At 62.8% G+C, this 26,548-nt stretch carries 29 protein-coding genes; 15 read left to right on the plus strand and 14 right to left on the minus strand.

What is annotated here, in order from left to right; genetic code table 11:
* Positions 1-5: 5 nt before the first annotated feature.
* Positions 6-1,391, minus strand: a complete 1,386-nt coding sequence (locus tag ABHM97_RS16265) for an SLC13 family permease (RefSeq protein ID WP_349471493.1) — start codon at positions 1,389-1,391, stop codon at positions 6-8.
* A gap of 110 nt (positions 1,392-1,501) precedes the next feature.
* Here ABHM97_RS16265 and ABHM97_RS16270 point away from each other — a divergent pair, with 110 nt between their 5' ends.
* The 12 genes from ABHM97_RS16270 to ABHM97_RS16325 all read left to right on the plus strand — a co-directional run bounded on the left by ABHM97_RS16270 (position 1,502) and on the right by ABHM97_RS16325 (position 12,227).
* On the plus strand, positions 1,502-2,266 hold the full coding sequence (locus tag ABHM97_RS16270; RefSeq protein ID WP_349471494.1) for an IclR family transcriptional regulator: 765 nt from the start codon (positions 1,502-1,504) through the stop codon (positions 2,264-2,266).
* A gap of 384 nt (positions 2,267-2,650) precedes the next feature.
* The gene (locus tag ABHM97_RS16275) at positions 2,651-2,914 is read left to right on the plus strand and encodes a hypothetical protein (RefSeq protein ID WP_235517603.1); all 264 of its coding nucleotides are present in this window, start codon (positions 2,651-2,653) and stop codon (positions 2,912-2,914) included.
* 102 nt (positions 2,915-3,016) lie between these two features.
* Positions 3,017-3,220, plus strand: coding sequence for a hypothetical protein (locus ABHM97_RS16280; protein WP_235517602.1), 204 nt, complete (start codon positions 3,017-3,019; stop codon positions 3,218-3,220).
* Positions 3,217-3,702: a hypothetical protein gene (locus ABHM97_RS16285; RefSeq protein WP_235517600.1), complete on the plus strand. Its 486-nt coding sequence runs from the start codon at positions 3,217-3,219 to the stop codon at positions 3,700-3,702. The genes ABHM97_RS16280 and ABHM97_RS16285 overlap by 4 nt, the downstream gene beginning before the upstream one ends.
* The gene (locus tag ABHM97_RS16290) at positions 3,699-4,928 is read left to right on the plus strand and encodes an Nramp family divalent metal transporter (RefSeq protein WP_349471495.1); all 1,230 of its coding nucleotides are present in this window, start codon (positions 3,699-3,701) and stop codon (positions 4,926-4,928) included. The genes ABHM97_RS16285 and ABHM97_RS16290 overlap by 4 nt, the downstream gene beginning before the upstream one ends.
* Entirely contained in the window at positions 4,925-5,347 is a 423-nt protein-coding gene (locus tag ABHM97_RS16295; RefSeq protein WP_349471496.1) for a hypothetical protein, read from the plus strand. The genes ABHM97_RS16290 and ABHM97_RS16295 overlap by 4 nt, the downstream gene beginning before the upstream one ends.
* Positions 5,334-5,669: a PRC-barrel domain-containing protein gene (locus ABHM97_RS16300; RefSeq protein ID WP_349471497.1), complete on the plus strand. Its 336-nt coding sequence runs from the start codon at positions 5,334-5,336 to the stop codon at positions 5,667-5,669. The genes ABHM97_RS16295 and ABHM97_RS16300 overlap by 14 nt, the downstream gene beginning before the upstream one ends.
* Before the next feature lie 126 nt (positions 5,670-5,795).
* Positions 5,796-6,173 carry a hypothetical protein gene (locus tag ABHM97_RS16305; protein WP_235517592.1) on the plus strand — a complete coding sequence of 126 codons (378 nt, stop codon included), beginning with the start codon at positions 5,796-5,798 and terminating at the stop codon, positions 6,171-6,173.
* A 117-nt stretch (positions 6,174-6,290) separates the two neighbouring features.
* Complete coding sequence (locus tag ABHM97_RS16310) at positions 6,291-6,806, plus strand: SRPBCC family protein (protein WP_349471498.1); 516 nt, start codon at positions 6,291-6,293, stop codon at positions 6,804-6,806.
* 129 nt (positions 6,807-6,935) lie between these two features.
* Complete coding sequence (locus ABHM97_RS16315) at positions 6,936-8,459, plus strand: CYTH and CHAD domain-containing protein (protein ID WP_349471499.1); 1,524 nt, start codon at positions 6,936-6,938, stop codon at positions 8,457-8,459.
* A 79-nt stretch (positions 8,460-8,538) separates the two neighbouring features.
* On the plus strand, positions 8,539-10,272 hold the full coding sequence (locus ABHM97_RS16320) for an ABC transporter ATP-binding protein (protein ID WP_349471500.1): 1,734 nt from the start codon (positions 8,539-8,541) through the stop codon (positions 10,270-10,272).
* The gene (locus ABHM97_RS16325) at positions 10,269-12,227 is read left to right on the plus strand and encodes an ABC transporter ATP-binding protein (protein ID WP_349471501.1); all 1,959 of its coding nucleotides are present in this window, start codon (positions 10,269-10,271) and stop codon (positions 12,225-12,227) included. Before ABHM97_RS16320 ends, ABHM97_RS16325 begins: the two co-directional genes overlap by 4 nt.
* A 19-nt stretch (positions 12,228-12,246) precedes the next feature.
* Here the strand turns inward: ABHM97_RS16325 and ABHM97_RS16330 are convergent, their stop codons facing one another.
* The 6 genes from ABHM97_RS16330 to ABHM97_RS16355 form a co-directional block, all read right to left on the minus strand.
* Entirely contained in the window at positions 12,247-12,942 is a 696-nt protein-coding gene (locus tag ABHM97_RS16330; RefSeq protein ID WP_349471502.1) for a hypothetical protein, read from the minus strand.
* 63 nt (positions 12,943-13,005) lie between these two features.
* On the minus strand, positions 13,006-13,578 hold the full coding sequence (locus tag ABHM97_RS16335) for an MOSC domain-containing protein (protein WP_349471503.1): 573 nt from the start codon (positions 13,576-13,578) through the stop codon (positions 13,006-13,008).
* A complete protein-coding gene (locus ABHM97_RS16340) occupies positions 13,568-14,050 on the minus strand; it encodes an NUDIX hydrolase (protein ID WP_257369639.1) in 483 nt (160 codons plus the stop codon). The genes ABHM97_RS16335 and ABHM97_RS16340 overlap by 11 nt, the downstream gene beginning before the upstream one ends.
* Positions 14,051-14,128: 78 nt before the next feature.
* A complete protein-coding gene (locus ABHM97_RS16345) occupies positions 14,129-15,463 on the minus strand; it encodes a hypothetical protein (RefSeq protein ID WP_349471504.1) in 1,335 nt (444 codons plus the stop codon).
* Positions 15,460-17,076, minus strand: a complete 1,617-nt coding sequence (locus ABHM97_RS16350; protein WP_349471505.1) for an ArnT family glycosyltransferase — start codon at positions 17,074-17,076, stop codon at positions 15,460-15,462. The genes ABHM97_RS16345 and ABHM97_RS16350 overlap by 4 nt, the downstream gene beginning before the upstream one ends.
* On the minus strand, positions 17,070-17,192 hold the full coding sequence (locus ABHM97_RS16355; RefSeq protein WP_255773709.1) for a hypothetical protein: 123 nt from the start codon (positions 17,190-17,192) through the stop codon (positions 17,070-17,072). The genes ABHM97_RS16350 and ABHM97_RS16355 overlap by 7 nt, the downstream gene beginning before the upstream one ends.
* A gap of 312 nt (positions 17,193-17,504) precedes the next feature.
* On the opposite strand from ABHM97_RS16355, the gene ABHM97_RS16360 reads away from it, so the two are divergent.
* Positions 17,505-18,875, plus strand: coding sequence for a hypothetical protein (locus ABHM97_RS16360; protein WP_349471506.1), 1,371 nt, complete (start codon positions 17,505-17,507; stop codon positions 18,873-18,875).
* An 85-nt stretch (positions 18,876-18,960) separates the two neighbouring features.
* Here the strand turns inward: ABHM97_RS16360 and ABHM97_RS16365 are convergent, their stop codons facing one another.
* The 7 genes from ABHM97_RS16365 to ABHM97_RS16395 form a co-directional block, all read right to left on the minus strand.
* Positions 18,961-19,140, minus strand: a complete 180-nt coding sequence (locus ABHM97_RS16365) for a hypothetical protein (RefSeq protein ID WP_211713326.1) — start codon at positions 19,138-19,140, stop codon at positions 18,961-18,963.
* Positions 19,141-19,146: 6 nt separating this feature from the next.
* Complete coding sequence (locus ABHM97_RS16370; protein ID WP_235517567.1) at positions 19,147-20,277, minus strand: glycosyltransferase family 2 protein; 1,131 nt, start codon at positions 20,275-20,277, stop codon at positions 19,147-19,149.
* Between the two features lie 186 nt (positions 20,278-20,463).
* Positions 20,464-20,634, minus strand: a complete 171-nt coding sequence (locus ABHM97_RS16375; RefSeq protein WP_186313584.1) for a hypothetical protein — start codon at positions 20,632-20,634, stop codon at positions 20,464-20,466.
* Positions 20,635-20,814: 180 nt separating this feature from the next.
* Positions 20,815-21,645, minus strand: coding sequence for an oxidoreductase (locus tag ABHM97_RS16380; RefSeq protein ID WP_257369647.1), 831 nt, complete (start codon positions 21,643-21,645; stop codon positions 20,815-20,817).
* Positions 21,646-21,736: 91 nt separating this feature from the next.
* Positions 21,737-22,276, minus strand: coding sequence for a GNAT family N-acetyltransferase (locus ABHM97_RS16385; RefSeq protein WP_349471507.1), 540 nt, complete (start codon positions 22,274-22,276; stop codon positions 21,737-21,739).
* Entirely contained in the window at positions 22,273-23,622 is a 1,350-nt protein-coding gene (locus ABHM97_RS16390) for an LLM class flavin-dependent oxidoreductase (protein WP_349471508.1), read from the minus strand. Before ABHM97_RS16390 ends, ABHM97_RS16385 begins: the two co-directional genes overlap by 4 nt.
* Before the next feature lie 56 nt (positions 23,623-23,678).
* Complete coding sequence (locus ABHM97_RS16395) at positions 23,679-24,563, minus strand: MetQ/NlpA family ABC transporter substrate-binding protein (RefSeq protein ID WP_235517552.1); 885 nt, start codon at positions 24,561-24,563, stop codon at positions 23,679-23,681.
* Positions 24,564-24,751: 188 nt separating this feature from the next.
* On the opposite strand from ABHM97_RS16395, the gene ABHM97_RS16400 reads away from it, so the two are divergent.
* Together ABHM97_RS16400 and ABHM97_RS16405 are read left to right on the plus strand one after the other, a co-directional pair.
* A complete protein-coding gene (locus ABHM97_RS16400) occupies positions 24,752-25,885 on the plus strand; it encodes a methionine ABC transporter ATP-binding protein (RefSeq protein ID WP_349471509.1) in 1,134 nt (377 codons plus the stop codon).
* Positions 25,885-26,544 (plus strand): methionine ABC transporter permease, encoded by a 660-nt coding sequence (locus ABHM97_RS16405; RefSeq protein ID WP_235517544.1) that lies wholly within the window; start codon positions 25,885-25,887, stop codon positions 26,542-26,544. Before ABHM97_RS16400 ends, ABHM97_RS16405 begins: the two co-directional genes overlap by 1 nt.
* Positions 26,545-26,548 lie beyond the last annotated feature (4 nt).

A 26,548-nucleotide genomic window follows, 5' to 3' on the forward strand; every position in this document is an offset into this window, starting at 1 on the left:
CGGATTCAGAGGCTGGAGGGCAACACCAGGGCACCCACCAGAAGGAGCGGGCCGACCACCACCATGGACAGGCCCCAGCGGGTGAGGAGGGTGGTGATGCGGGGACGTTCGTCGGCGTCGACTGTGGCTACGAACGTGGCGCCGACAGTGGAGAACGGTGAAACGTCCACGATGGATGAACACACGCCCAGCGCCGCGATGACCGCCCATCCGGCGATGTCACCGGAGGCCACCAGTGGCAAGGCAAGCGGCACAAGGGCCGCGAGCATGCCGGTGGTTGAAGCGAACGCGGACACGAGGCCGCCGATCGCGCAGATCACCAGCGCGGCCAGGAGCGGGGTTCCGACGGCGCCGGCTGCTTCGCCGAGCAGGGTGACCGCTCCCATGGTCTGAAGCACTCCGACGAACGTGATGATCCCGCCCACCAGCAGGACAGTGGACCAATCGATCTTGGCCACGGCCGACTTGCCGGACTGCGGATCGCACAAGGTGAGGACCGAGGCGAAAGCGAAGCACAGAACGCCGATGTCCGGGCTGGCGCCGAGCGCGGACATCAGGATGACGGTGATGACCAAACCCGCCATGCAGAGCACAGTGATGACCTGGTTGCGGTTGAGTTGAGGGACCGACGCCGGTGCCTCCGCGGGTGGGCCGTCCAGGACCTGGATGGTTTGTTGTGCCGCTTGCTTGCCCCGCGCGATGTTGCCGTCGCGCTCAAACGGGTGCGACGGCGTCGGGCGTTCTTTGCTGAAACGTGGCACAACTGTGCCAAAACCGTCTGCGGCACGGGTGCTGAGCAGTTTGAACCCGCCGAAGAGGACGTAAGCGGCAGCAACGAGGGCCAGGTTGGTGCCCAGTGCCACGGTGAAGAGAACCAACGGATCGAGGTCGATCCCCGCTGCCCGCGCCGTGCCATAGGTAACGATGCCGAACAAACTGGTGGGGGCGAATCCTCCAGCGCTGAGGCCCGAGCCGATGGCGATCCCGATGAGCATGCGGTCGATGCCGTACCGTTTGGCCAGCGGCATCCCAATGGGCGCCATGACCAGTCCGGCCAGGGGCGAACCCATGGCCGAAATGCCTATGGTCAGCCCGAAGAAGGCCAACGGCAGGAAGAATGCCCTGTCGCCCACTTTGGCGATGGCCCGCTCAATGATCACGTCGATGGTCCCGTTCGCTTGGGCGATCGCGAAGAAATAGGTGACGCCTACCAGCAGGACCAGGATTCCGATGGGGAATCCTGCCACCACCTTGTCCATGGTCATCCCTGCCATCCACACGCCCACACCCGCTGCCGCTGCAAACATGAGCACGCCGATGTGCACTTTGCGCAGGGTAGCCAGGACGAACACGCCCACAAAGATGGCGAGAGCCGCGATTTGTAATTCCATAGCCCGTCTCCAATCAAACTTCTTCGGTTCACTGGATGAACCAACGGTTCATTTTGGGAAGTCGCCTGTAATGTAGAGGACAGGGAAAAGGCCGTCAAGCGGGAGAGTGGATGAGTACGCAGAGTGTGGTCACGGCAATCCGGGTGCTTGAAGCGGTCTCCGACAACCAGCCGGCGGGTTTGTCCGAACTCAGCCGGGAAGTGGATGTTCCCAAGGCCACGGTTCTCCGGGTTCTGAGGACACTGGGGGAGCTGGGCTGGGTTTCGCAGTCCGAAGCCCAGGCCGGCAAATGGGTCCTGACCAATCACGCGTTCGCTGTTGCCAGCCGTGGAAGCAGCGGATCTGTTATCCGCGACGCCGCCATGGGCCCACTCAACGCGCTGCAGCTGGACACCACCGAAACAGTCCACCTGGCGGTGCCGGACCGCCGCTATATGCTCATCATCGAACGTCTGGACACGCCGCACGTCCTCCGGGCTTTCCTGCCGCTAGGCTCGCGTTTGCCCATGCACGCCTCTTCGACCGGCATGGCGTACCTGTCAGCCGCCGATGAAGCTTTCGTCGATGAATACCTGGCCGGTCCGCTTGAAGCACTGACACCGCAAACCGTCGTGGACCCGGCCAAGCTCCGGGCGATGATCGGAGACACGCGGGCCCGAGGGTATTCCATCAACGAGCAGGGGCTCAGCACTGGCATCACCTCGATCGGTGTTCCGCTTCTGGGGCCCGGCGGCGTGGCGGCGGGATCGATCTCCATTTCGGGGCCCTCAAGCAGGATTGTTCCCACCAAGTACCAGGAGTACGGCGAGGCTGCGGCAGGAACCGCCCGGGAGATCAGTCGTGCTCTGGGAGCTTCTTCATCAAAAGGTTACTAAGTTTCCTGACCAACTACTGCGCTGGAAGTCATTGCACGCCTATCATGATGCTGTGAACGTGCTTCTGCCGGGTAATTGTTCGTTTGAACTCTTTTCCGGGAGGGTACGTAAGCGATAAGGAGATGAATTTCTCCGATCGGTGCCCGTTGGCATGGGTGGCGCTCCTCCGGGGGTACCAGCGGACGCCTTCCTGAATAGACAAACATTTATTGAAGGGATGCGTAGCTCAATGAACACACTCCTGATAATCGCTGGCGTAATTGCGATCATCTTGCTTCTCGTCGGTGGATTTAACCAAGCCCTCAGTTTCCTGCTGTGGGTAGGAATTATCCTGCTGGTGCTGGCCCTCATTGGATGGGTGCTGGGCCGGGGCCGGTCTCGCGTATGACAACTGATCCAAGCGAAGTTGCCGGCTACGCCCAGGTTCGCGACGGAACAACTACGCCCGGGCGCCCCCTTCCCAGGGACCCGGACGTGCCCGGAACCGGTGGGCAGGTGCCGGTCAGCGACGGTCCCGAGGAAGCTCCAGAGGATGCCGTTGATGCCGGACCCAGCGAATCAGCAAATCCGCCGGGACCGGCAGAGGAAAAGGATGAGAAAACCGCGGATAATCGCGGTTTGACCACCGAAACCAATCCCACGGACTGACAGTGGGCTTTTGCGGCCGCGGGCGGAAGAAATTCCGGCTGCGGCCGCACTCGTAATCAGTGACTGCGGCGGGGTGCAGCCAACTCAGCGATTGAGGTTGATATGCGGTTCGGTTCAATCATCGGGCTTCTGGTAGTGGTGTGGCTGGTTATTGGTGCGGTAGCTGCGGGCCAGCGGGGTTACTACAGCGACCCGCCCGCGCAATGCTCGCAGTTTGCAACCATTGCGCTCAACATCGTCGCGGGTCCACTGAATTACACCGGCCTGAATCCCCAAGGCGGGTGTGAGATTCCGAAGCCGTCATGACCCGAAGCCGGAAGCTCCTGGCAGCAACCCTGGCCGCCTTGGTCTTCCTGGGCGGACTGCTTTCCGGGTGCGCCCAAAGCCCTTCAGCGGACTCCCTTAAAGGCCCCGCCAAGGAAGCCGCCTCCGCTGTCCGGACCGCTTCCCTTACGGTGGACCTCAGGCTCCAAGAACGCGCGACGGCGGCGGCGGCGACTACCACTGCGGACGACATGCTCAAGGGCATGCAATCCGCCACCGATCAGCTGGAACATTTCGGCGCGAAAACGCAGGATGAACAGTCGCTGCGGGACAGTATGCTGGCAATCTTCTCCACCATCTCCCGGTCTCTCCTGCACGCCAGGGACGCCCTCGCCGCACCCACCTCAGCACCCGGCGGCGGAACCGACCTCGCCGGAATTGCACAGCTCCCTGCGGTCCAGGGTGAGCTCCGGGCGGCCACTGAACAACTTGACGAACTCATGACCAAGGCCGGCATCCAGTGAAACGGCTCCTCGGTGTTGCACTCGGCATCCTGACAGCGATCGGGGGCTTTGTCGACATCGGGGACCTTGTGACCAACGCTGTGGTTGGCTCCCGATTCGGCCTCTCACTCGCATGGGTTGTTCTTGTGGGTGTGGTGGGTATCTGCCTGTTCGCCAATATGTCCGGACGGGTTGCCGCCGTCTCTGGACGGGCCACCTTTGAAGTGATCCGGGAACGCATGGGTGCGAGGGCGGGCCTGGCCAACCTCGCAGCGTCGTTCCTGATCAACCTGATGACTGTCACCGCGGAAATCGGCGGGATAGCCTTGGCCCTCCAGTTGGCCAGCGGAGTGTCGTACATGTTGTGGGTTCCGTTCGCCCTGATCGCCGTATGGCTGGTGATTTGGCGGGTGAAGTTCAGCATCATGGAGAACGTGGCAGGACTTGTGGGCCTGTCCCTTGTGGTCTTCGCCGTGGCGCTCTTCCTGCTCAAGCCGGACTGGGGTTCGCTGGCCTCCCAGGCGCTGCATCCTTCAGTCCCGTCAGAGGAGGGCCCGGGGACGTACTGGTACTACGCGATCGCCCTGTTTGGGGCGGCCATGACGCCTTACGAAGTGTTCTTCTTCTCCTCCGGTGCCGTGGAGGAACGCTGGAAGGTCAAAGACCTGGTGCAATCACGGATCAACGTCCTGTTGGGCTTCCCGCTGGGGGGCTTCCTGTCCCTCTCCATTGCGGCGTGCGCCGCCGTCGTCCTCCTGCCCGCAGGCATCAGCGTGACGACGCTGTCGCAGGTCGCGCTGCCAGTCATCCAGGCGGGCGGGCAACTGGCTTTGGCTGCGCTGCTCCTTGGCGTCGTGGCCGCGACTTTCGGTGCTGCACTGGAAACGACCCTTTCAAGCGGATACACGCTGGCCCAGTTCTTCGGCTGGTCGTGGGGTAAGTTCCGGCGTCCGGCGGAGGCGGCCCGTTTCCACGTGGCCATGATCGTGGTCCTGCTCGCGGGGGTTGCGGTCCTGACCACCGGCGTGGACCCCATTCTGGTTACCGAATACTCGGTGGTGTTTTCCGCGATAGCGCTGCCGCTGACCTACTTGCCCATCCTGATCGTGGCGAACGATCCCCAGTACATGGGCAAGCACGTCAACGGGAGGGCTGTGAACATCGCCGCCTTCATTTACCTGGTCATCATCCTGGTGGCCTCAGTGGCGGCCATCCCCCTCATGATTGCGACGGGAGCAGGGGCATGAGAAAAGCGAAACCGATCCCGGTTCAGGACATCAGGCCCGCCCCGCGTCCGGCCGGCCTGGTCCTGGATGCCCAGCTGCATTTGCTGGACAGGCAGGTCCTGGACGTCGACGACGTTCCGGTCACCACAGTTGACGACGTGGAGTTGAGCGGCCCCGCACATGGAGAACCCATCGCCGAAGGAACCGAGGCGCCCCACATCACCGCCTTGCTGACCGGAGCGGTCCTCGGGACGCGCATCTTTGGCGGCAGGCCGCCGTCGAGCAGGTTCATCAGGATCCCGTGGGAAGTGGTGGCTGGCGTGGACACGGTAGTGTCCTTGGGTGTCCGGGCCAATTCGCTCGATGCTTCCTGGCTTGAGCGCTGGATGCGCGACCAGATCATCGCCAAAATTCCTGGAGGCCGGCATGATCCTGAATGACCTTTTGGGTACAGATGTCGTGGACAGCACCGGCCAGCGGTTGGGTGAGGTGTCGGACGTCCGGTTTGCCCTGGATGCTGCTCCGGCGCAGCTTCTGAGCCGGGCCCGGATGGTGGGCGTCGTGGTCTGTCCCAGGACGGCCACATCGTTCCTTGGGTATGAACGGATGGACGTGAACCAGCCTTGGCCCCTAGCCCAGCTGCTGAGGTGGCGGCATCGGGGATCGTTCCTGGTGTTGTGGGAGGACATCGCGGTGATGGGTCCCGACGGCGTGGGGCTGCGCTCCGAGTTCACGGCGTACGAATCAACATTGCCAAGGTAGCCGCTGTTTGCAAATGCTAAGTTTGCTGATTAGTTTGGTAGTAGGGCATGGACATGCCATAGAACGCCCTTAGGGGTTCGAAGAGTTCCATATACACGTTCACCGCTTTTGGAAAGGACAGGTCGCATGGACAAGCAGAACGCCACACCGGAAGAGGAAGTGGGCGGCTACGGCACTCCCACCGCGGAGCAGGAAGCCGGCGGCGGCCAAGCGCAGCCCCGGGTGGAGGAAGACCTCTCCGAAGCCGGTCTCAGCCAGGACAGCCCCGACGGCGAAACGTTCGCCACCGGTGCGCCGAACCTCAGCCACTTGGACCCCGAAGACTCGGACAGTTCAGGGGAGCCGGGCGCTGGTCGCTTCGGCGGGACTGAAGACCAGTCGCACGCCGAGCAGTCCTTGCAGCCGGACGGCAACGACGATGACCTGCCGGACGGCAGCGGCAACGACCTCCCCCAAGAGGAGTCTCCGAATGACGATGACGAAGAAGATTTCGACGCCGGCTAAAAACTCCAGCTGGCGCGCTTAGGCAGGCGCGCCTCCGGTTAAGCAGCCAGCCGGCTGGCGTGCCACTGGCACCACCCGCAATAAAGCACCCGAGACACGATCGAAGGAGCAAAACCTATGGCCACCGTAAACAAGTCAATTGAAGTAGACGTCCCCGTATCCGTCGCCTACAACCAATGGACACAGTTCGAGACGTTCCCCGAGTTCATGAACGGGGTGGACGCTGTTGAGCAGATCGACGAAACGGGCCTCCACTTCTCAACCAACGTGGGCGGGGTAAAGCGCGAGTACAACGCGCAGATCGTGGAACAGGTCCCGGACGCCTTGGTCAGCTGGGCCAGCGTGGACGGCCCCCGCAACGGCGGCACGGTGAGCTTCGAGTCGCTCGAACCTGCCAGGACCCGGGTCTCGGTCGAGATCGTGTGGGAGCCGGAGAGCCTCACTGAAAAGGCTGGTTCGGCCCTTGGGGTGGACAGCCTGCGTGTTGGCGCGGACCTGGACAAGTTCAAGAAGTTCATTGAGGCCCAGGGTCACGAAACCGGTGCCTGGCGCGGGACGGTGTCTGGCGGCGACGTTGACGACACCGGCGCCGGACCCGCGGACTCATCCCCGTCGCGTCCACTCGGCATCTAGCGCGGCGCTGCGGACTCGTTCACACTGGTAACAGCACCAAATAGATAGCTCCAACGAGGGCCGGCCACTGATACGGGCCGGCCCTCGTGGCATACCCGGAACTGAAACCGCAGAGGAGAACAGACCGCCATGGCAACGTCGGGGAACATTGAGTCTGAGCGGAAATTTGATGCCGATGCCTCCACTCCGCTTCCCGACCTCCAAGGCATGGAGGGGGTTGCCCGGGTGGGTGAGCCAGCGGTCCATCAGCTCGAAGCCGTCTACTTCGACACCAGCCGCCTGGCCCTGGCCGCCCGCGGGATCACGCTGCGCCGCCGCACCGGCGGTACCGATGCTGGCTGGCACCTGAAACTTCCGCATAGCCCGGGCAACAGGACGGAAGTCCAGGCCCCACTGGGCTCCGTGGATTCCATTCCCGACGAACTCCTGGAACGCGTCCTTGCCTACACCCGGGGTCGGCCATTGGCGGCGATCGCCACATTGAAAACCGAACGCACCAGCTTCGCCCTTTACGGAGACGACGGCGGACGCCTTGCCGACTTCGTCGACGACCAGGTGCGCGCCCTCATAACCATCGATGGGCCGCGTGAGTCCCGCTGGCGCGAGTGGGAGCTCGAGTTGGCTGCAACTGACGGGCAGGACGATGCATTGCTGGATGCTCTCGCCGAACAGCTGGCGGACGCCGGAGCCGTGCCCAGCAAGCGTGCCTCCAAGTTGGCTACGGCCCTGGGTGATTCATGGCCGTCGCCCCGGAAAGCAGCTGGGCATTCTTCCAGCGGCAAGGCCCCGGCCGTAACTCCGGTGCTGGAGTACCTGGAGTCGCAAATCGCTGACCTGCTTCTCCAGGACGCGCACGTCCGGCAGGACCGGGACGACGCCGTGCATCAAATGCGCTCCCTGATCCGGCGGATCCGTTCGGTGCTGCACACCTACAGAAAGCTCTTCGATCCAGCGGCAGTGGAAGGGCTTGAATCTGAACTGAAGTCCTTGGCCGAAACGCTGGGCCGCTACCGGGATGCGGAGGTCCTGCACGAACGGCTTCGCGCGTCCCTGGACGAGTTGCCGGCGAAGCTGGTGCTGGGTCCGGTGCATGACGAACCTGACCAGCGCATGCAGGTCAGGTTGGACACGGCGTTGTCGGCCATCCGGGAGCGATTGGACAGTGCGCGTTACTACAAGCTGCTGGAACGGCTCGAGGAGTTCACCCAAGCCCCACCCACCACCCTCAAGGGGAGCCGTCCGGCCGGCAAAACGACCGCCAAGCTCGTCAACAAGGCCGCCCAACGGCTCGGCAAACGCCATGACGCCGCGGTGGGTGCCGCCGTCGGGCCCCAACGCGACAAGGCTTTCCATGAGGTCCGGAAGGCAGCCAAAAAGCTGCGTTTCGCCGCCGCGGCTGTAGGAAGCGTGCACGGCAAGCGCGCCGGCAGGATTGAGGACGCGGCCCACAAGGTGCAGTCGATCCTGGGGGAGCACCAGGACAGTGCCATGGCCCGCGAAGAGCTGCTGAAACTGGGCTCAGCGTCGGACGTCGGGAACGCGGCGTTCACCTACGGGGTGCTTCATGCGCAGGAGCGCAGTGCGGCAGATGCGACAGAGCTCCAGTACCTGCAGAGCGGCAAGAAAGCGCGAAAACTACGACTCAAGCCCTGACACAGCATTGACCCTAGTTGCCCGCGGCAACCAGACGTAAACTGGCCTTCGGTTCATACAGCGTCTGCTTGGAGATCTCATGCTTTGGAAGGTCCTTGTCCGGTTCCTGCGGCCGCATCAGCGGCTGTTGATTGCCGTCGTCGTCTTCCAGTTGGCGCAGTCCATCGCCTCCCTGTACCTGCCCACACTCAACGCGGACATCATCGATAACGGTGTGGCCACCGGCGATACCGACTACATCCTGCGCATGGGCGGCCTCATGCTGCTGATTACCCTGCTGCAGATAGCGTGTGCCGTGGTGGCCGTGTACTTCGGCGCCAAAGCGGCCATGGGGATGGGGCGCGACGTCCGCGACGCGATCTTCAGCCGGGTCGGCGAGTTTTCCGAGCAGGAGGTCACCAGGTTCGGTGCGCCATCCCTGATCACACGCTCCACCAACGACGTCCAGCAGATCCAGCAGCTGGTCCTCATGTCCTGCACGCTGATGGTCGCGGCGCCCATGCTCAGCATCGGCGGGGTGATCATGGCCGTGCGACAGGACGCGCAACTGTCCTGGCTGATTGCGGTCTGCGTCCCGGTGCTGCTGGTGGCGGTCGGCCTGATCGTGACCCGGATGGTGCCGCTGTTCCGCAAGATGCAGGTGAGGATCGACGCCGTCAACCGCGTCCTGCGCGAGCAGCTCACCGGCATCCGGGTGGTCCGGGCGTTCGTGCGCGAAGACATGGAGACAGCCCGTTTCGGTAAAGCCAACGACGACGTCACTGACGTAGCGCTGCGGGCGGGCCGTCTAATGGCGCTCATGTTCCCTGTGGTCATGCTGGTCATGAACGTCTCCAGCGTTGCGGTGATCTGGTTCGGCTCCTTCCGGATCGAGGACGGGTCCATGCAAGTGGGCACCCTGATCGCGTTCCTGAGCTACCTGATGCAGATCCTCATGTCCGTCATGATGGCCACGTTCATGGCCGTGATGATTCCCCGGGCGTCCGTTTCCGCCGACCGGATCGGTGAGGTGCTCGATACCCCCTCCAGCGTCCAGCCGCCGTCGAACCCGGCAGCCGCCGGTATCCGCCGGGGCGAACTGGCCATGCACGACGTCGGATTCGCCTACCCGGGTGCCGAGCAGCCTGTACTGAGCGGGGTCACTTTCACCGCCGCCGCAGGGCAGACCACCGCGATCATCGGCAGCACCGGCGCCGGAAAAACCACCCTGGTGAACCTTATGCCGCGCCTGTTCGACGCCACCAGCGGATCCGTGGAAATGGACGGCGTTGATGTCCGGGACCTGCACCCCGACAAACTATGGGGCCACATCGGCCTGGTGCCGCAACGGCCGTACCTGTTCTCCGGAACGGTCCGCAGCAACCTCCAATACGGCAAGCCCGACGCTACCGAGGAAGAGATGTGGCAGGCACTGTCCGTGGCCCAGGCGCGGGACTTCGTCGAAGAAATGGAAGGCGGCCTCGACGCAGCCATCTCCCAGGGCGGCACCAACGTCTCGGGTGGGCAGCGCCAGCGGCTCGCGATTGCGCGGGCCTTGGTGAAGCAGCCGGAACTGTACATTTTTGATGATTCGTTCTCCTCGCTGGACACCGCAACGGACGCCCGGCTGCGGCAGGCACTCAAACGGCACACCAACGGAGCCACCCTGGTGATCATCGCCCAACGCGTGTCCAGCATCGCCGACGCGGACCAGATCCTGGTGCTCGACGACGGCAGGATCGTGGGGCAGGGAACGCATGATGAGTTGCTGGAGTCCTCCGAAACCTACCGCGAAATCGTGTCGTCCCAGCTCGCATCGGAGGAAGCAGCATGAGCACGGCCACCCGGGGACCCCAACGGCCCGCCATGGGTCCAGGACGCGGCGGACCCTTCGCCGGGATGAACGTCCCGGCCGAGAAAGCATCCAACTTCGGCGCCTCCGCCCGGCGCCTGCTGGGAACCCTCCATCCGGAGCGGTTCTGGCTGACCCTGGTCCTGGTGTTCGCCGTCGTCAGCGTCGCGCTCTCCGTGATCGGGCCCCGGCTGCTTGGCGAAGGCACCAACCTGATCTTTGCCGGCGTCGTCTCCAAACAGCTGCCCGCAGGCGTCACCAAAGCCGAGGTGATCGACAGGCTCCGCGCCTCAGGCGAGGGCAGCAAAGCCGACATGCTCAGTGCCATGACCCTCACACCCGGCGTCGGAATCGACTTCGGCGCGCTGTCCTCCGTGCTGCTGTGGGCGCTGGCCCTATATGTCCTGGCCTCAGCGTTCGGTTGGATGCAGGCGTACGTCCTCAACGGCGTCGTCCAGCGCACCGTCTACCGGCTGCGTGAGCGGATCGAAGCGAAAATCCACCGGCTGCCGCTCCGGTACTTCGACTCCATACAGCGCGGCGAGCTGCTCAGCCGGGTGACCAACGATGTGGACAACATCTCCCAAAGCCTGCAGCAATCCATCAGCCAGGTAGTTTCGTCCCTGCTCACCGTGTTGGGCGTGCTGGTGATGATGTTCATCCTCTCGCCACTGCTGGCACTGATCGCACTTGTGACCATCCCCCTGACCCTGGGCATCACCATGCTGATCGCCAAACGGTCCCAGAAAATGTTCGTGGCCCAGTGGAAAAACACAGGCGAACTCAACGGCCAGATCGAGGAAACCTACACCGGCCACGCGTTGGTGAAGGTGTTCGGGCGGCAGAACGAGGTTCAGGAGAAATTCCGCACGAAGAACGCGGAGCTGTACCAGGCCAGCTTCGGGGCGCAGTTCGTGAGTGGGCTGATCATGTCGGCCATGACATTCATCGGTAACCTCGTCTACGTGGGTATCGCCGTGGTGGGAGGCCTGCAGGTCGCCTCAGGCGCTATGCAGCTGGGTGATGTGCAGGCGTTCATCCAGTACTCGCGGCAGTTCACCATGCCGCTGGCCCAGCTCGGATCCATGGCCAACATGCTCCAATCCGGGGTCGCATCCGCCGAACGCGTCTTCAACCTGCTCGATGAGGAGGAAGAGTCCGAAGAGCCGATGGCCAGCGCAACCGGTCCCTCCCGCGGCCGGCTCGTGTTCGAGAACGTGTCCTTCCGCTACTCGCCGGACAAGCCGCTGATCACGGACCTCAGCCTGGTCGCCGAGCCGGGGCAGAGCATTGCGATCGTTGGGCCCACAGGCGCCGGCAAGACAACGCTGGTGAACCTCATGATGCGGTTCTACGACCTCGACGGCGGCCGGATCACCTTGGACGGCGTGGACATCGCGTCCCTGTCACGGCAGGAACTGCGCTCGCGGATGGGCATGGTGCTGCAGGATACCTGGCTGTTTGGCGGGACCATCCGGGACAACATCGCCTATGGACGGCCCACCGCTTCCGAATCCGAGATTGTTGAAGCCGCACAGGCAACCTACGTGGATCGCTTCGTGCGGTCGCTCCCGGAAGGTTACGACACCCTGCTCGACGACGAGGGCGGCAATGTGTCGGCAGGCGAGAAGCAGTTGCTGACCATCGCGCGTGCCTTCCTTTCCCGTCCGTCCGTGCTGATCCTGGATGAAGCGACCAGCTCCGTTGATACGCGGACCGAGGTGCTGGTGCAAAAGGCCATGAACGCGCTGCGCTCGGACCGTACCAGCTTTGTAATCGCGCACCGGCTTTCCACTATCCGCGACGCAGACCTCATCCTGGTCATGGAGGCCGGGCAGATCGTGGAGCAGGGGACGCACTCGGAGCTGTTGGCCGCCGGGGGAGCGTACTCCAGGCTGTACGAGGCACAGTTCGCAGCACCGGCCGCCGAAGTTTAGGGCCCTTGGGGGCAGCGGCTCAGCCCCGTTGGCGGGCCAGCGCGTAGGACGGTTCGCGGAGGCGTCGTGTCCAGTCGTACGTTCCTGCACCGGGGAGGGGGTTGAGGACGGGATCGAAACGCTCGTCCGAATCCTGACCGTCGGCCACGGTGAGCGTCAACGTCCCAAAGCGGCACCAAGGACCCAACGGGCTGGCGTGATGGAGTTCCAGTGTCCACGGCCCACGTCCAAGAGCGGCACGGAACGCCCGGGGTTCAACGGGCAATTGCCCAGGTCCTTCAATGGTGCGTGCTGCTATCAGAACGGGTCCGGAGTCCGATTTGTAGGGCATCATGCTGGAGAACACGGCGGATGCGGCGTTGCGTCGGAGCCGGAGGATGAACCTGCCGATTCCTGTGGGACCGGTGGTAGCCAGTAACATGTCGGCCTGCTTGCCCTGTTCCGTGAAGCGTATGGCCAGGCCAATGATGTCCGGCAGGGCGTCGGGCAATCCGATCGAGCGCGACAGTCGCGCATTCACCGGGTTGGTCCCTGGATCGTCCAGCCACGGGATGCCCGACGGCCTGCGGTGCCTTGGATCCCGCTTCAGCGTTCCCACCAGGTGGATGCCCGTCGGATGGATGGGGCGGTGCGGGCGGGTGACCTTGATGGCCCGGAAGAGACCGGCAAAGGTGGCCCCGGCCATTCCTTGTGCCCTGCTGCTCAATGTACCCATCTGATCACCCTATGCGGGACACACCCGGAAAGACAGCAACCTGATGAATGGGTGGATTGATTCCTAGGGCAGGCGTGAGGGGCGGAGCACGTTTGCTTCGCCGGCCTTGGCTGGGTCCAGGGGGACGGGGCTTACCAGAGTGGCTGGGCCCTTATTCAGCAGTCCACCCGAAATGATCTGGCATCGCACGCCGCCGCGGCCCCGCATCGCTTTGTGGGCGCCGGGAGCAAGCATTTGGTCCATCCATGCGCACGGGTGGGCTGGGCGGCCCGCCTTCAACCGCACCGCATCGTCCCCGGACTCCAGGGTGAATTCGTGTCCGAGCAAGGGCGCCAGCTCGGCACCCCTGAGGACAACATTGCGGCGCGTCAGCAACGGGTCAAAAGGCCCGGCGTCGAGCTCGTCCGCGATTGCCTCCAACGCCTCTGCTGAGAAGAGCGTGACTGCTGCGTCCATGTGAGCGGCCTTGCCGAAGAACCTGTCCCCAACAATTCCCTTGCCGGTGACCAGTTCCGCGTGGTGGGCATCCGTGGTGGGGACATCCGCAGCCCCCTCCCGGGCACGACCAAAGTAGGCATGCGCCGGCGACACCAAAAGGTGCAGAACCTCGACGTCGTACCTGTATTCAGTGGCCATCCCTTAACGCTAGCCGACTGACCAACGCATCAACGATGGGCAGCTGCCCTTTGACCAGCTTGGTCCGGGCCGTGGCTTCATCAAACCACCGTGCGTCATCAATTTCGGGGAATTCCTTGATGGCCCCTGAGCCTTTTGGCCACTCCATGGGGAAGGTGTTGCTGACAATTGTGTCCGGCTGAAATTCCCTGGCTTCGGCGGCGAAAGCGGTGATGAGTTTGCCGGAGGGCTGCCGGAAAACCCCCAATAATTCGTAGTCCACGGATGGGGGAGGGGAGCCAATTTCCTCCAGAAATTCCCGTTTCGCTGCGTCCAGGGCGTCTTCATCGTCAGTGAATTCGCCCTTGGGAATGGACCACGCGTGCTGGTCTTTCCGTGACCAGAATGGGCCGCCCATGTGGGCTATCCATAGTTCCAACGGAGCAGATGGAGGCTGCCGGTAAAGAAGTATGCCTGCGCTGCGAATTGCCATTTTTTCCTTCGAACCATCCAGGACGTCCAAGGTCAGGAACCGAGCCTACCGGATGCGTTGCCCTAGAGGATTGCTGCATCAACGCCCATCTGCCCGGAGCTGCTGGATCGCCCTGCCGTAGTCCGCTACGCCCACACCGCTTCCGGCGCGGTTTTTCGCCTTGAAGAGGTCCTCTTCGAAACCGAACAGGAACATGCTCATCCCGCACTCCGCGGCGTACTCGGGCGCCAGCCGCAACTGATCGGCAAGGCTGTGGGAGAGCGGGGAACCCCCAGTGAAGGGCGCATCTGGAGGGCCGGGATTTTCGCCGACCAACCCGAGCCCGGAGCGCCTCGCCAATGCACTGGTGTATCTGTGGGACGACCATTCAGAGACGTCATCCTGGACCACCCTGGTTTGATCATCCGGGCGGCAACGGTCCTGCGGGGGATCGGCGGCCCCCGCCACCACATCAGAGACGTCGTCCAAACCAGTGAAGTCAATAGCCAGACCGGGCAAGGAGGCCAAAACCGCGAACTGGGCAACGTAGTCAAGGCCGCGCTCCAAGGCGCCATCCGGGTTGGCGCGGCCATCGAGGCGTCCCTCCACCGCTTCCACCACGTCGGCAGGCAAGGCTCCGCGGCCGGCCACCGGAACGTGAACCAGCCCTTTGTAGCCGAGCTTCCGCAACTCGCCCAACTGCCACACCACCGCATTCACAGCTGATCCCGTGTACCAGTCCCACCAGTTCCGGACCTGCTCAGGCGTTACCAATCGTCCGTTCCACGATCGGGAGCCCGGAACCCAACCTGGCATGGGCGACCGTGCCGCGCCTTCGGCCAGTCCGATCCCGCGTTGGGGAGCGTCACCAAAGGCCCAATACTCGCGTTCATTTCCGCCATCCTCGGGTCCCGGATATCCCAGCTCACCGCTGGCATCCGTACCAACCCTTATGGCCGTGAAGTGCTCTAGCCCGAGATCCGATGCGACGCGGGCCAGATATTTTTGGGCGGCATCCCGGGTTGCAGCGCTGAAGATCAGCTCCGCTCCGCCGTGGCGGGCTACGCCTCCGGAGCTGCCCTTCAGGACACCGCCGGTCAACCGCCGGACCCAGTTCGGCGCATAGTGAAGGCCCGGTGACAGGATCACTCCCATTCCGGCCTGGCGGCACGCGTCCAACCGTGCCTGCACCTCAGCGACGTAGCGTGAATCCACCCGGCCTTCCACTGGCTCGTAGCGATCCCAAGCCAGTGGCAGCTCCACTACGGTAACTCCAACCGTCCGAAGCGCGGCCAGACGGTCCGGGGAACAGCTGGAGCCCAGGACGCCGAAAGCCATCGGGGCAGGGCTAACGCGCCCGGTTCCGGCCGAACAGCCAACAGTTGAGCCCAGGATCATCAACGCCAGGAAGGTCAAGAGGCTAACGCGCCTCATGGGTAACCCCCGGTCACCGGTGGCAGCGTCATTCCGCCCGCCACAGCGGCGTCCAGCTTGTCGCGATCCAGTTTCCACACCACCGTGTTCCCGGACGTTGGCCCGGAGAAGGTGAAGACGGGCTGGGCATTCTTCTCTAGCCAGTCCAGGAATGCAGGTGATGCGTAGCCGTACCCTTCGCCCAGTTGCCTGCCTTGCGTCAGGACATACTCCGCGTTCCGGTCATGCAGTGACTGCAAGGACGGCAAAACCTCCCAGCCCTCGTGCGGCAAAAGTGCGAACTCACCCGTGACGGACGTCAGCCCTACTATCGCGGACGCAGGCAGCTCCGTGTTCATGAAGGCCCGCGCACGGACCAGCCCGTCGTCAACCACCGACCTTGCCTGAACACCCAAAAACAGGCCCAGGCCTGTCATGAGGATGACGACGGCGGTTACGGCACCCCGCAGGCGGGGTCGCCACGTCACCACCATGACCGTGGCTACAGGCGTTGAAACCAAGGCCGCCAGCACCACGCAATAGCCGAACTGCTCCTCAGCCGCACCGAAAAACACGGAGTAGACGCCCACCAGGCCGGTGATTAATGAGAACAAGCCAATGATGCGTCGTTCCACCAGCGGCGAGGCGGCGGCCAGCACGCCGGCCACGATGGAAAGTCCAAGAAGCACGTAGCTTGTGCCGAAGCGCCCCAACAGAACCATCAGCCGATCCAGCAGGCCGACACCAGGGACGGCATTGAAGCCGGTCATTTGCACCACGCCGGCCATTCTCAGGACACCCACGGACTTTTGTTCCAGGAACTGGGGGAGCAAACCACCCGCGGTGATCAAGCTCAGATAGATGAGGTACGGAACCACGGAACAACCCACAATCCGCAGTGCAGTCAGCGGAGGAACCGTTCGCCGCCAGAGCACACCGGCCAGCAGTGGGACCACCGTGAAAATCGCCGTCATGTCTTTCATGACGATCGCCAAACCAAAAACCAGTCCTGCTGCTATTTCGAGCCACAGCCTGGTGTGTCCGCGTTCCCGCTTGAGCAGCAGCAGGACCAGGAGCCAACCGGACAGGACCGCCAGGCCAGTGGGCGTCTCCATCATCAACCGCCCGTCCATGCGGAGCACGAAGGGGTCGCTGGCCAGGATGATGCCGGCCACGGTGGCGGGCCCCAGCCCTACCAGACGGCGGACCAGCATGAAGCAGACAACAGCGGTGGCCACGCCCAGGAAGGCGTTGAACCAGCGCAGTTGAAGTGCCAGGTCCATGGGATGCCCATCGAGGCCCACGATCCGGATAACCAAGGCATTGAGTGCGTAGGAGCCGGGCGGATGAAGGAAAAAGGGAGAGCCGGAAGTTGAAGGTACCTGTCCAGCCGCAAGTTGCCTGGCCAGATCGGCGTATGTCACCTCGTCGATGAAGACGTCGTTGGCCCGCTCGACTCCTGTCACTCGGAATACCAGGGCAAGCAGACCCACCAGCCCGGCAAACCACACAGGATGCCGGGCGAGCTTCGAGCTCCAGGACTCCTTCCGGATCCGGACCCGCAGCATGGGTGTCCCGGATTGGTCCTGTGCGTTCGTGGGATGCCCGGGAGTTATTGTGCTCGAGGTCAGCATGTAGGGGCTTGGGTGTTCCCGATGTGCGGTGTCTTGGCTTCGGCGGAGGACAGCTCACCCGGGGCTGCGTTGGGCAAAACCGGTCCGGGCTCAGCGGTGCCGCTGCGGCTTGTCATTGGATGAGTCTCCGATCGAATGTCCATGTCTTTCTGCAACAAGGCATGTGTCCTGTCACTTGGTTAGTGCAGGCAAACGAGTGATCGTGACGCGGTGGGGCATCCCTGAAATGCAGCGGCAGGAGGTGATGCGAAGTTGCGCCGTTATCCAATTGATGTTGAAACGACAAGTTTGCTGGCCCATTTCGCTTCCGACAGGACCCTTCCTATTCGATAATCGAGGAGTTGCACGTTCCTCGGGGGTGGAACGTCACGGCGGCCTCGGGCAATTGCCGGAGGCATTTCTGGGCGCATCAGCAGGAGGACACAGCTATGGCATTGTCAGTGAAGCTCCTTCCACATGGGGGAAGAAAAGCAATGGGATTGGCCGTCATTGCGGCGGTAGGTTTATCGATGTTCACGGGTATGAGCCCCTCAAGTGCCGCGGATACCACGCCGATGGCTGATGATCCCGGGCCGGTGGGCAGTTTTGCGTGGAAGGGATTCAACTGGCAAAAGCGTTTTTGGGGTGGGGCGCCCATGTACAACGCCAGCTGGGACGCCAACAATGTGAGCAATCCTGACGCCAACGGGTACGTCAAACTCTCCATCACCAATCCCACCGGGTCCGCTCCCAAGGGGGCGGAGTTCCAGTCCACCCGTGAAGGATTTGGCTATGGCACCTACAGCACCACGGTGGAAAAGGACGTCAGCGCCCTGCAGAAGGAAGTTGTATGGGGTTGCCTGTTCACGTACGACCCCGCAGCGGAGCCCGGATACACGGAAATCGATCTTTGCGAAGCATCGGCATGGGGTGGCGGGGCCGCTTACGGCGAAAACTGGCCGGTAACACAGGGGCACGGCTACTGGTTCGATGCCACCAAGCCGCCGGGGCAGGGGAACAACACTGTCACCTTCGATGTCACCAATGCCCCGATTCTCACGCACAGGATGGTGTGGGAACCGGGCAAGATCACTTTTGAGACATTCGCGGGCGAGGGCTATACCGGACCGCTTCTGAAGAGGACTGTCCTCCAGGGATCCACGGTTCCGGTTCCCGCCAAGGAACAGATCCATTTCAACCTTTGGGTGACCGGGGGTGGCGGTGGAAACGCCGCAGCTGTTGCCCCGGAATCCGTCACCATCCGCGATTTCTCCTTTGTCCCGGGCATCCCGCTGACAGCCCCGACTCCCACGGTGACCGGTACGGCAACGGTGGGTTCAACGTTGACGGCCGCGCCGGGAACGTGGACCACAGGCACCGCATTGACGTATCAGTGGTACAGGAATGGAGTGGCGATTGCAGGCGCCACCAACGCAACCCGCGTCTTGGCTGCGGCAGACCAAGGCACCAAATTGACTGTCCGCGTCACCGGAACCAAAGCCGGGTACGCAACAACAACCAAGGAGTCCGCGCCAACGGCAACAGTTGTCGCAGGCACCCTGGTGGCACCGGTTCCCACCATCACTGGCACGTTGACCGTGGGCTCCACACTGACAGCCAATACGGGCACCTGGACCTCAGGAACCACCCTGACGTACCAGTGGTATCGGTCAGGGGTGGCGATTTCGGGGGCAACGGCTAAAACCTACACGCTGGTGAGCGCTGACCAGGCCGACACGATGAGTGTGAAGGTCACAGGCACCAACCCTGGTTACACCACGGCGGCCAAAACATCCGCCAGCACAGCGGTTGTGGCCTGAGTCTTAAAACAACGGGCCCGCAGTTGTGTCGCGCTGGGGGGAAAGCGACACACCTGCGGGCCTGTTGGGCTTTGGGGAGAAGCGGCTAGGCCTTCTTCTCGGCACGGACTGGGACGATCCTCTTGATGGCGAGGCCCAGGGCGAGCATTGCGAAGGCAGCCAGGGCGAACCAGAACAGATCGCCTGCGCCTGTCATGGCGAGCGTTCCTGAGCCTGTGGCACCTACGAATGCGCCTGCTGCGGGTCCTGCTGGGTTGTTGTACATCTGTGATTACCAAACTTTCTTGCGGTTGAGGGCTGCATCCAGGTAGGCCTTGGCGTGAACGGCCTGGAGGAAGATATCGATGACGGTTTCGTACATGGTGGCGGCCAGCAGCATGTACCTCCAGCCGCGGAAACGCAGTGTGACGATGCGTTCCAGGACGAAAATGCCGGTGACTGCGATCCAGAATGGCTGGAGGTTCAGGCCCATTCCGGTGGTCAAAGCAAAAATGATGGAGCCGAAGTAGGCGATGGTTACTACGACGCCGATCATGGACAGGAACTGCCGGCCCCAGTAAGCGCGCGTTACCTTGGTCCAGCCGTACTGCACGCAGTTCTCCACAGCGCCCCGCTTCCAGCGGAGCCGTTGCGCCCAGAGTTCACGCCAGGTGGGCATGACCTCGGTGACCAGGGTGCAATTGGAGGGCGAAGCGATGCGGTACCCGAGGGTCAGCAGGGCGAAGGAAAGCTCGTTGTCTTCGGTGAGGACGGAGGTGTCGTAGACGCCGCCCTTGCCGTTTCCGGGAGGCAAGGTGCCCGCCAAACGGGCTGCGACCACATCGCGCAACGTCTTGACCCTGAACAGTGCGGCCGTTCCGGTCACCACCAGGCATTTGCCGTGGAGGCGCTTGACGTCCCTTGCGTAGCGGGCGTACTCGTTGCGCTGCAGGTGGCCCACAAAACCGCCGCCGGGACCACCGCTGAACACGCCACCAACAGCGCCGAGCAGATCGTCCTTGAGCAGGTTGGCGGTGGCGTTCTCGATGAAGTCCAGGGCCAGCTGGGAGTCGGCGTCCTGGACCAGCACCAAGTCTTCGGGATCGGCGTCCGGAAGCAATTGGCTGAGTGCGAAGTTCAGGGCACCGGCCTTCTTGTCCTTGTTACCGACGGTTGGCAGGACCTCAACGCCCTGGGCAAGCGCCAAAGTCTCGGTGTCATCGGTGCAGTTATCGGCGACCACGATGATGCGGTCCGGGCGGCGGGTTTGGTTCTTCAGAGATACCAGCGTCTCGGTGATTCCGGCCGATTCGTTGTGGGCCGGGACCAGGACTGTTACTACTCCGCCGGCGGCACGGTGGGATCCGCGCGGTGAGGCATCCGTGTCCGGTGCGTCTGCACGAACCGTGATTTCCGTGAGCATTGTGATCCCTCCGTTCGTTTGTTGAAGCGTTGACTCACTTAGAGTTCCAACGCCAACGCAAGAAATACGCAGGCAAAGCGTCAAGGAAAACTCAAGGTTTGCTCAGGACTTCCAGACGGACTTAAACGCAAGAGGACGACGCCGGCAAGTACCGGCGTCGTCCTCTTGTGTTTTGGTTTGGGCTGCTTAGCGGCTCAAGGCGACCGTAAAGGTTTTCGGTCCGCTAAGGGTTACTGCGATGCCGCAGTTTTCGGCGGCGGCGCGGTGTGAGAGGGACTGGATGGCGGCATCGATGGTGTGGTCGATGGCCGACTTGTCCCAGATTTTCAGCGTGATGGAGTCAGTATGTGTCGTCATTGTCAGTACTTTCACTCAGGCCGTTATCAGCCCCAAGCCTCTTCGCCCGGGGCCGCATCCTCGTCGGTGAGGATTGCTGATTCAGCTTGTAAGGGAACGAATTCCCTCATTCATGGTTCATGTTGCGCACCGCGATTGACAAGCGAATCCGGCCAAGTGTGACCGATTACACGTTGTTCATTACTCCGTGTAACCGGTGCTGGCACTGTGCTCGCGCCAACGGTCAACCTCAGCGCGCATCGCTTCCTCCACGGCGTCGTAGGCATAAACGGCATCCGCTCCAAGCAACAGGAAAGCCGGGGTCTGCTCGGCTTCGACTGCGCTGATGATCACTTGCGCAGCCTTGTCCGGATCGCCCGGCTGGGTGCCGTGGACAGTGTCGTTTTCCTTGCGGCGTTTCCCGGCGGTGTCAGCGTAGTCCGCGATTGCCTCGGCCGACTGGGTGAGCGAACGCCCGGCGAAGTCGGTTCGGAATCCACCCGGTTCCACGGCCGTGACGGAGATCCCCAACGGCTGGAGTTCCTTGTGCAGCGAACCCGAGATTCCCTCCAGGGCGGCCTTGGACGCAGAGTAGTACCCCGATCCGGGCGGGCAGATCCGGGCACCAATGGAGGAGATATTCACGATCGCGCCCGAGCGCGTGGAGCGCATGCCCGGGAGGACAGCCTTGATCATGGCGACGGGGCCGAACACGTTGGTGTCGAACAGTGTGCGGACGTCGGCGTCGTCGCCCTCTTCAATGGCTGCACGGTAACCGTAGCCGGCGTTGTTGACCAGGACGTCCACGCCGCCGAAACGCTCCGTTGCCTGCTGAACCGCCGCGTCCACCTGGGACTGATCGGTGACGTCGAGCGACACGGCGAGGGCCGTCGTCGGGAATTCCGCGGCCAGGTCCTGCAGCGAATCCGTGTTGCGGGCAGTGACGACGGCGTTATCGCCTTTTGCGAGGACCGCTTGGGCGAGGGCCCTGCCGAGTCCGGTGGAGCAGCCTGTGATGAGCCAGGTAGTCATGATGTTCCTTTTCCTAGGGGACCATTCCATTGGAACGCTACTCCTGGGATTGCGGGAGTGCCCGGCCTTCCGGGTATTGCCGGGGCCTCCCTTATGCCGGCGGGAGTTCCAGCGTGTAGACCACCAGCTGCACCTTTGGCGCGGGGCGCTCCTTCTCACGCTCGGGACGTCGAATATAGCCAAGGCGTCGGTAAAGGCGTTGGGACGCTACATTGTCGACGGCGGTGTCCAGCACCACGCGCACGGCACCCTGTGCGGCGGCCAATCGGGCGGATTCGTCCAGGATTTTCTGGCCAAGGCCTGTCCTGCGCGCGTCCGGGTGCACAGCCAGCAACCGCAGTTCCACTTCGCCTTCCTCCGCCTGACGGCTGAGGCGTGAACCAAAGGGGAGGAGGCTGGCGGTGCCCACCAGTCGCTTGGTTTCCAGGTCCTCGGCGACCAGCAGGAGTCCTTCGCGGGCCCGTGCAGAGGCGTCGAGCAAAAGCTCCAGCCGTTGTTCGTCCGGTTGGCGGGCGCCAGGGAGGTGATGGCCGAAGCCTTCGTACGTCAGCCGCCCCACGGCGTCGTACTCTTCGGGGCGGGCTTGGCGGATCGCGTGGGTGCCGGTTGTGACGGTCGGTGTGGTGGTCATGGTTGTCCTTTCGGCTGCGGATCGAGTCCCAAATGCGATTTCAAGGTTGTGCCGGCATACTCAGTGCGCGCGAGGCCGCGTTCCTGAAGCAGCGGAATGACGCCCGTGGCGAAGCGCTTTAGGTCCTGGGGGAGGAGCGAGAACATGAGGTTGAAGCCGTCGGCTGCGCCTTCTGCGTGCCAGCGTTCCAAGGAGTCGGCCACGTGCTGCGGGGTGCCGATGAAGTCGTGGTTCCGTTTGTCGCCCGTGAGGATTGAGTAGAGGTCCTTGAGCGTGACCTCGTCTTCACGTCCACTGATCTGTTCACTGGCGGAACGGAAATCGGTCCGGGGCTGTGCGATGGTGGGAATGCCGGACTGGGCCACGGTGGCGTCAGCGGCGAGGCCGGTGAAGTCCAACTGGCCCGCGAAATACTCCTGCAGGAAGTCCAGGACCTGCTGGTCGGTGATCAGGTTGTCCAACTCCCGGATTCGTTCCAAGACCTCGTCCCGGGTGTCTGCGACTACCGGCGAGATGGCTTGGTAGACGTAGATTTCGTCGGGATTCCGGCCGAAGGCCTTTGCTTGGGCCCTCACGGAATCGCGGTATTTCCTCGCCTGCGGAATGTCGGAATGGCTGGCGAAGAGGGCGTTGGCGAACCGGGCACCCAACTGCTGGCCGGGCACCGAAGTGCCCGCCTGGGCCAGCAACGGAGAGTGCTGCGGGGAGGGGCCGATGTTGAGCGGACCTGCGACCTTGAAGAACTCGCCTTTGTAGTCCAGGCGGCGTAGTTTGTGGCGGTCGAAGAATCGGCCATTGTCCTTGTCATAGAGGAAGGCGTCGGCGTCCCAGGAGTTCCAGAGGCCTTGGGTCACCTCAACGAACTCCTCAGCACGGCGGTACCGGAGACTGTGGTCGAAGTGCTCATCGGCGCTGAAATTGCCCGCAGTGCTGTTGGTGAGGTCCCGGGTTGTGACAATGTTCCAACCGACGCGTCCGCCGCTGATGTGGTCCGCGGTGAGGGCAGCCCGGGCGAAATTGAAGGGCTCGTCATACGACGTTGACGATGTCGCGATGAGGCCAATGTTTGTGGTGACCGCGCCAAGGGCCGTGACCAGGCCGATGGGGTCAAAGCGGTTGAGGATGCCCGGGTTGGACGTCTCATCGATCGCCAGGGAATCGCCCAGGAAGATCGCGTCGAATTTCGCATCTTCAGCGACCTTGGCGAGCTTTACCTGGTGCTCAAAGTCGATGCTGGCCTGCGGAAAGGCCGTTTCGTGCCGCCATGAAGCCAAATGGATGCCGGTGCCCACGAGGTAGGCGAAGAAATGGATCTGCTGGCGTTCACGGGTAAGTATCTGGTTCATGGCCTGTTCCTGGGTGTCGAAGGGGTGCCCGCAATGTGGCGGGCACCCTCGCGCGACTACTTGGTTTTCTTGATGGCGTCTTCTTCGGCGGTCAGGACTTCCTGCAGCTTGGCAGCGGTCCAGTCAGCCTTGAACTGAAGGTTGCCGTCGTTGAGCTTGGTGACCGCAGCTTCGACCTCGGGCGTGTGATAGGCGTCCACGATCTTCTTCCAGGTGGGATCATCCTTGCGATCAGCCTTCACCACGAAGCCGTTGATGTACGGCGCCAGGGACTCAGAGTTAAGGTCCTCCTTGAAGATGATCTTGTCATCGCCAAGTCCGCCCTTCTGTGCCTGGGTGTTGTTAACAACCGCGGCTTCAGTGGTGCCCTTGAGCGCATTGACCGTCTGGTTGCTGTCCACCGGGACAACCTTGATCTTGCTCGACGTGATTTCGGCGGGTGTGGAGAGTGAGTTGCCGCCATCCTTGAGCTGCAGCAAGCCTGCTGTCTGAAGGTTGAGCAGGGCACGCGCCTGGTTGGTGGGGTTGTTGGGGATGGCAACCTCGGCATCGGCCGGAAGCTCCTGCACTGACTTGAACTTCTCCGAGTACAAAGCCAGCGGGTAGACGGCAGTAGCTCCGACTGGGACCAGTGTGCCGTTGCTGTTCACGTTGAACTGCGACAAGTACTTCAGGTGCTGGAACAGGTTGATGTCCACCTGTCCCTGCTGGGTTGCCGTGTTGATCTGGGCGCCGTCGGTGAAGTTCTTAACTTCGAGGTCGATGCCTTGGTCCTTGAGCTTGTTCTTCAGGATGGTCCAGTGTTGTTCGGCGCCGTCGTCGACGCCGATAACCACCTTGGTGTTCGCAGAGGTCGTGGAACCGCTTGACGCACCTCCGCAGGCCGAGAGCGATAGGGCGGCGATGAGGCCGACGGCGGCGACTAACAAGCGGTTCTTCATGATGCTTCTCCGTACAAAGGGTCTGATGCGAATGGAAAGGTACGGGGTGTTCCCCCTGCCTCACGCTAGGCAGGGTGACCGGTGGGAATCGAACGCTTTCGCAACACTCCGACGCGCGCCGTCAAGGAAAGAAACCGCAGGTCACAGGGGGTCACTGGGTTCGATGAGCGCACCACGACGCTGCTGAAATGGGCATTCAAACAACCCAGAAGGAGGCTCCGGTGAGCGCGATCGTTTCCCTGCGCGGAGTCAGCAAGCTGTTCCCTGTCCAAGGAAGCAAACGCAGCCACCGCGCCGAACCAGTGCGTGCCGTTGATAGCGTCACCTTGGACATCGAAGAGGGCACGGTGGTAGGCATCGTCGGGTACTCCGGAGCCGGAAAATCCACTTTGGTGCGCCTGCTCAATGGCCTGGAACGTCCCACCGAAGGCCAGGTCTTCGTCAAGGGACAGGAAATCTCGTCCCTCCCCGAAAGCCGGCTGCGCACCGTCCGCAGCGGCATCGGCATGATCTTCCAGCAGTTCAACCTGCTCAAGTCCCGCACCGTCTACGGGAACGTCGCATATCCGTTGAAAGTGGCCGGCTGGCCCAAGGACAAGATCAAGCCCCGCGTGGATGAGCTCCTCGAATTCGTGGGCATCGCCGACAAAGCAGGCTCCTATCCCCGGCGACTGTCCGGCGGACAGCAGCAACGCGTGGGCATCGCCCGGGCACTCGCCAACGCCCCGGATATCCTGCTCGCCGACGAGGCCACCAGCGCACTGGATCCCGAAACCACCCGCGACGTACTCCGGCTGCTCCGCCGCATCAACAAAGAACTCGGAACCACCGTGGTTGTGATCACCCACGAAATGCACGTGGTCCGGGAAATCTGCGACACCGTGGTGATGATGGAATCGGGCCGTGTGGTGGAGTCCGGGCCCACCTATTCCGTTTTCGCCGATCCCCAGAGCAGCTCTACCCAGCGCTTCGTGGCCACGGCCGTGCACGGAACGCCGGAACCCGACACCGTCAGCCGCCTCTCCGCTGCGCACCCCGGGCTGCTGGTGTCCGTCGGCATCTCCGAAGCCGCCCCCACACCTCTGGTTGCGGCCACCTTCGAGCGCCACGGTGTCGGCTCCAGCGTGGTGTTCGGCGGCGTCACCGAAATCCAAAACAAGATCCTCGGCACACTCACGTACGAGCTCACCGGAAGTGGCGCATCCATTGACGCCGCCCTCGCCGAACTGGGCGAGGTCACCGCCGTCGAACGCCAACTTCCGACGGCGGCACCAGCCGAAAGTCTCGCGCCGCACCTTGCCGGCGTCGGAAAGGAAGCATGATGACCGACTGGACAACCCTCCTGCCCGTCCTGGGCGAATCCTTCCAACAGACCATCTACATGGTGGTCATCACAGTCCTGCTCAGCGGGCTGGCCGGACTGGTCCTCGGCGTGACTCTGTATGCGACGCGTCCCGGCAACCTGTTCGCAAACAAGGCCGTTTTCTCGGCTCTGAACTTCCTGGTCAACATCATCCGGCCCATTCCGTTCATCATCTTCATCACGGCAATCGCACCCCTGACGCTGATCATCATGGGTACCACCATTGGAACGACCGCGGCCATCCTGCCCATGGCGTTGATGGCCGGCGTCGTCATAGGTCGCGTGGTGGAGCAGAACCTTGTGGCCTCCGATCCCGGCGTGGTGGAAGCTGCCCGGGCCATAGGCGACAGCAGGCTGCACATCCTGTGGGCCGTGGTGATTCCCGAGTCGTTGGCGCCGCTGATCCTGGGCTACACGTTCATGATCATCGCGATCGTAGACATGTCGGCCATGGCCGGGTACATCGGTGGTGGCGGGCTCGGCAACTTCGCCATCATGTACGGCTATCAGCAGTTCAACTGGGAAGTCACGCTGGTGACCGTCCTGATCATCATCGTCATGGTCCAGGCCGCGCAGTTGCTGGGCAACTTCCTGGCCCAACGCATCCTTCGCCGCTAACGTC

It is taken from the genome of Paenarthrobacter sp. CAP02 (assembly GCF_040137855.1).
Lineage (GTDB): Bacteria > Actinomycetota > Actinomycetes > Actinomycetales > Micrococcaceae > Arthrobacter.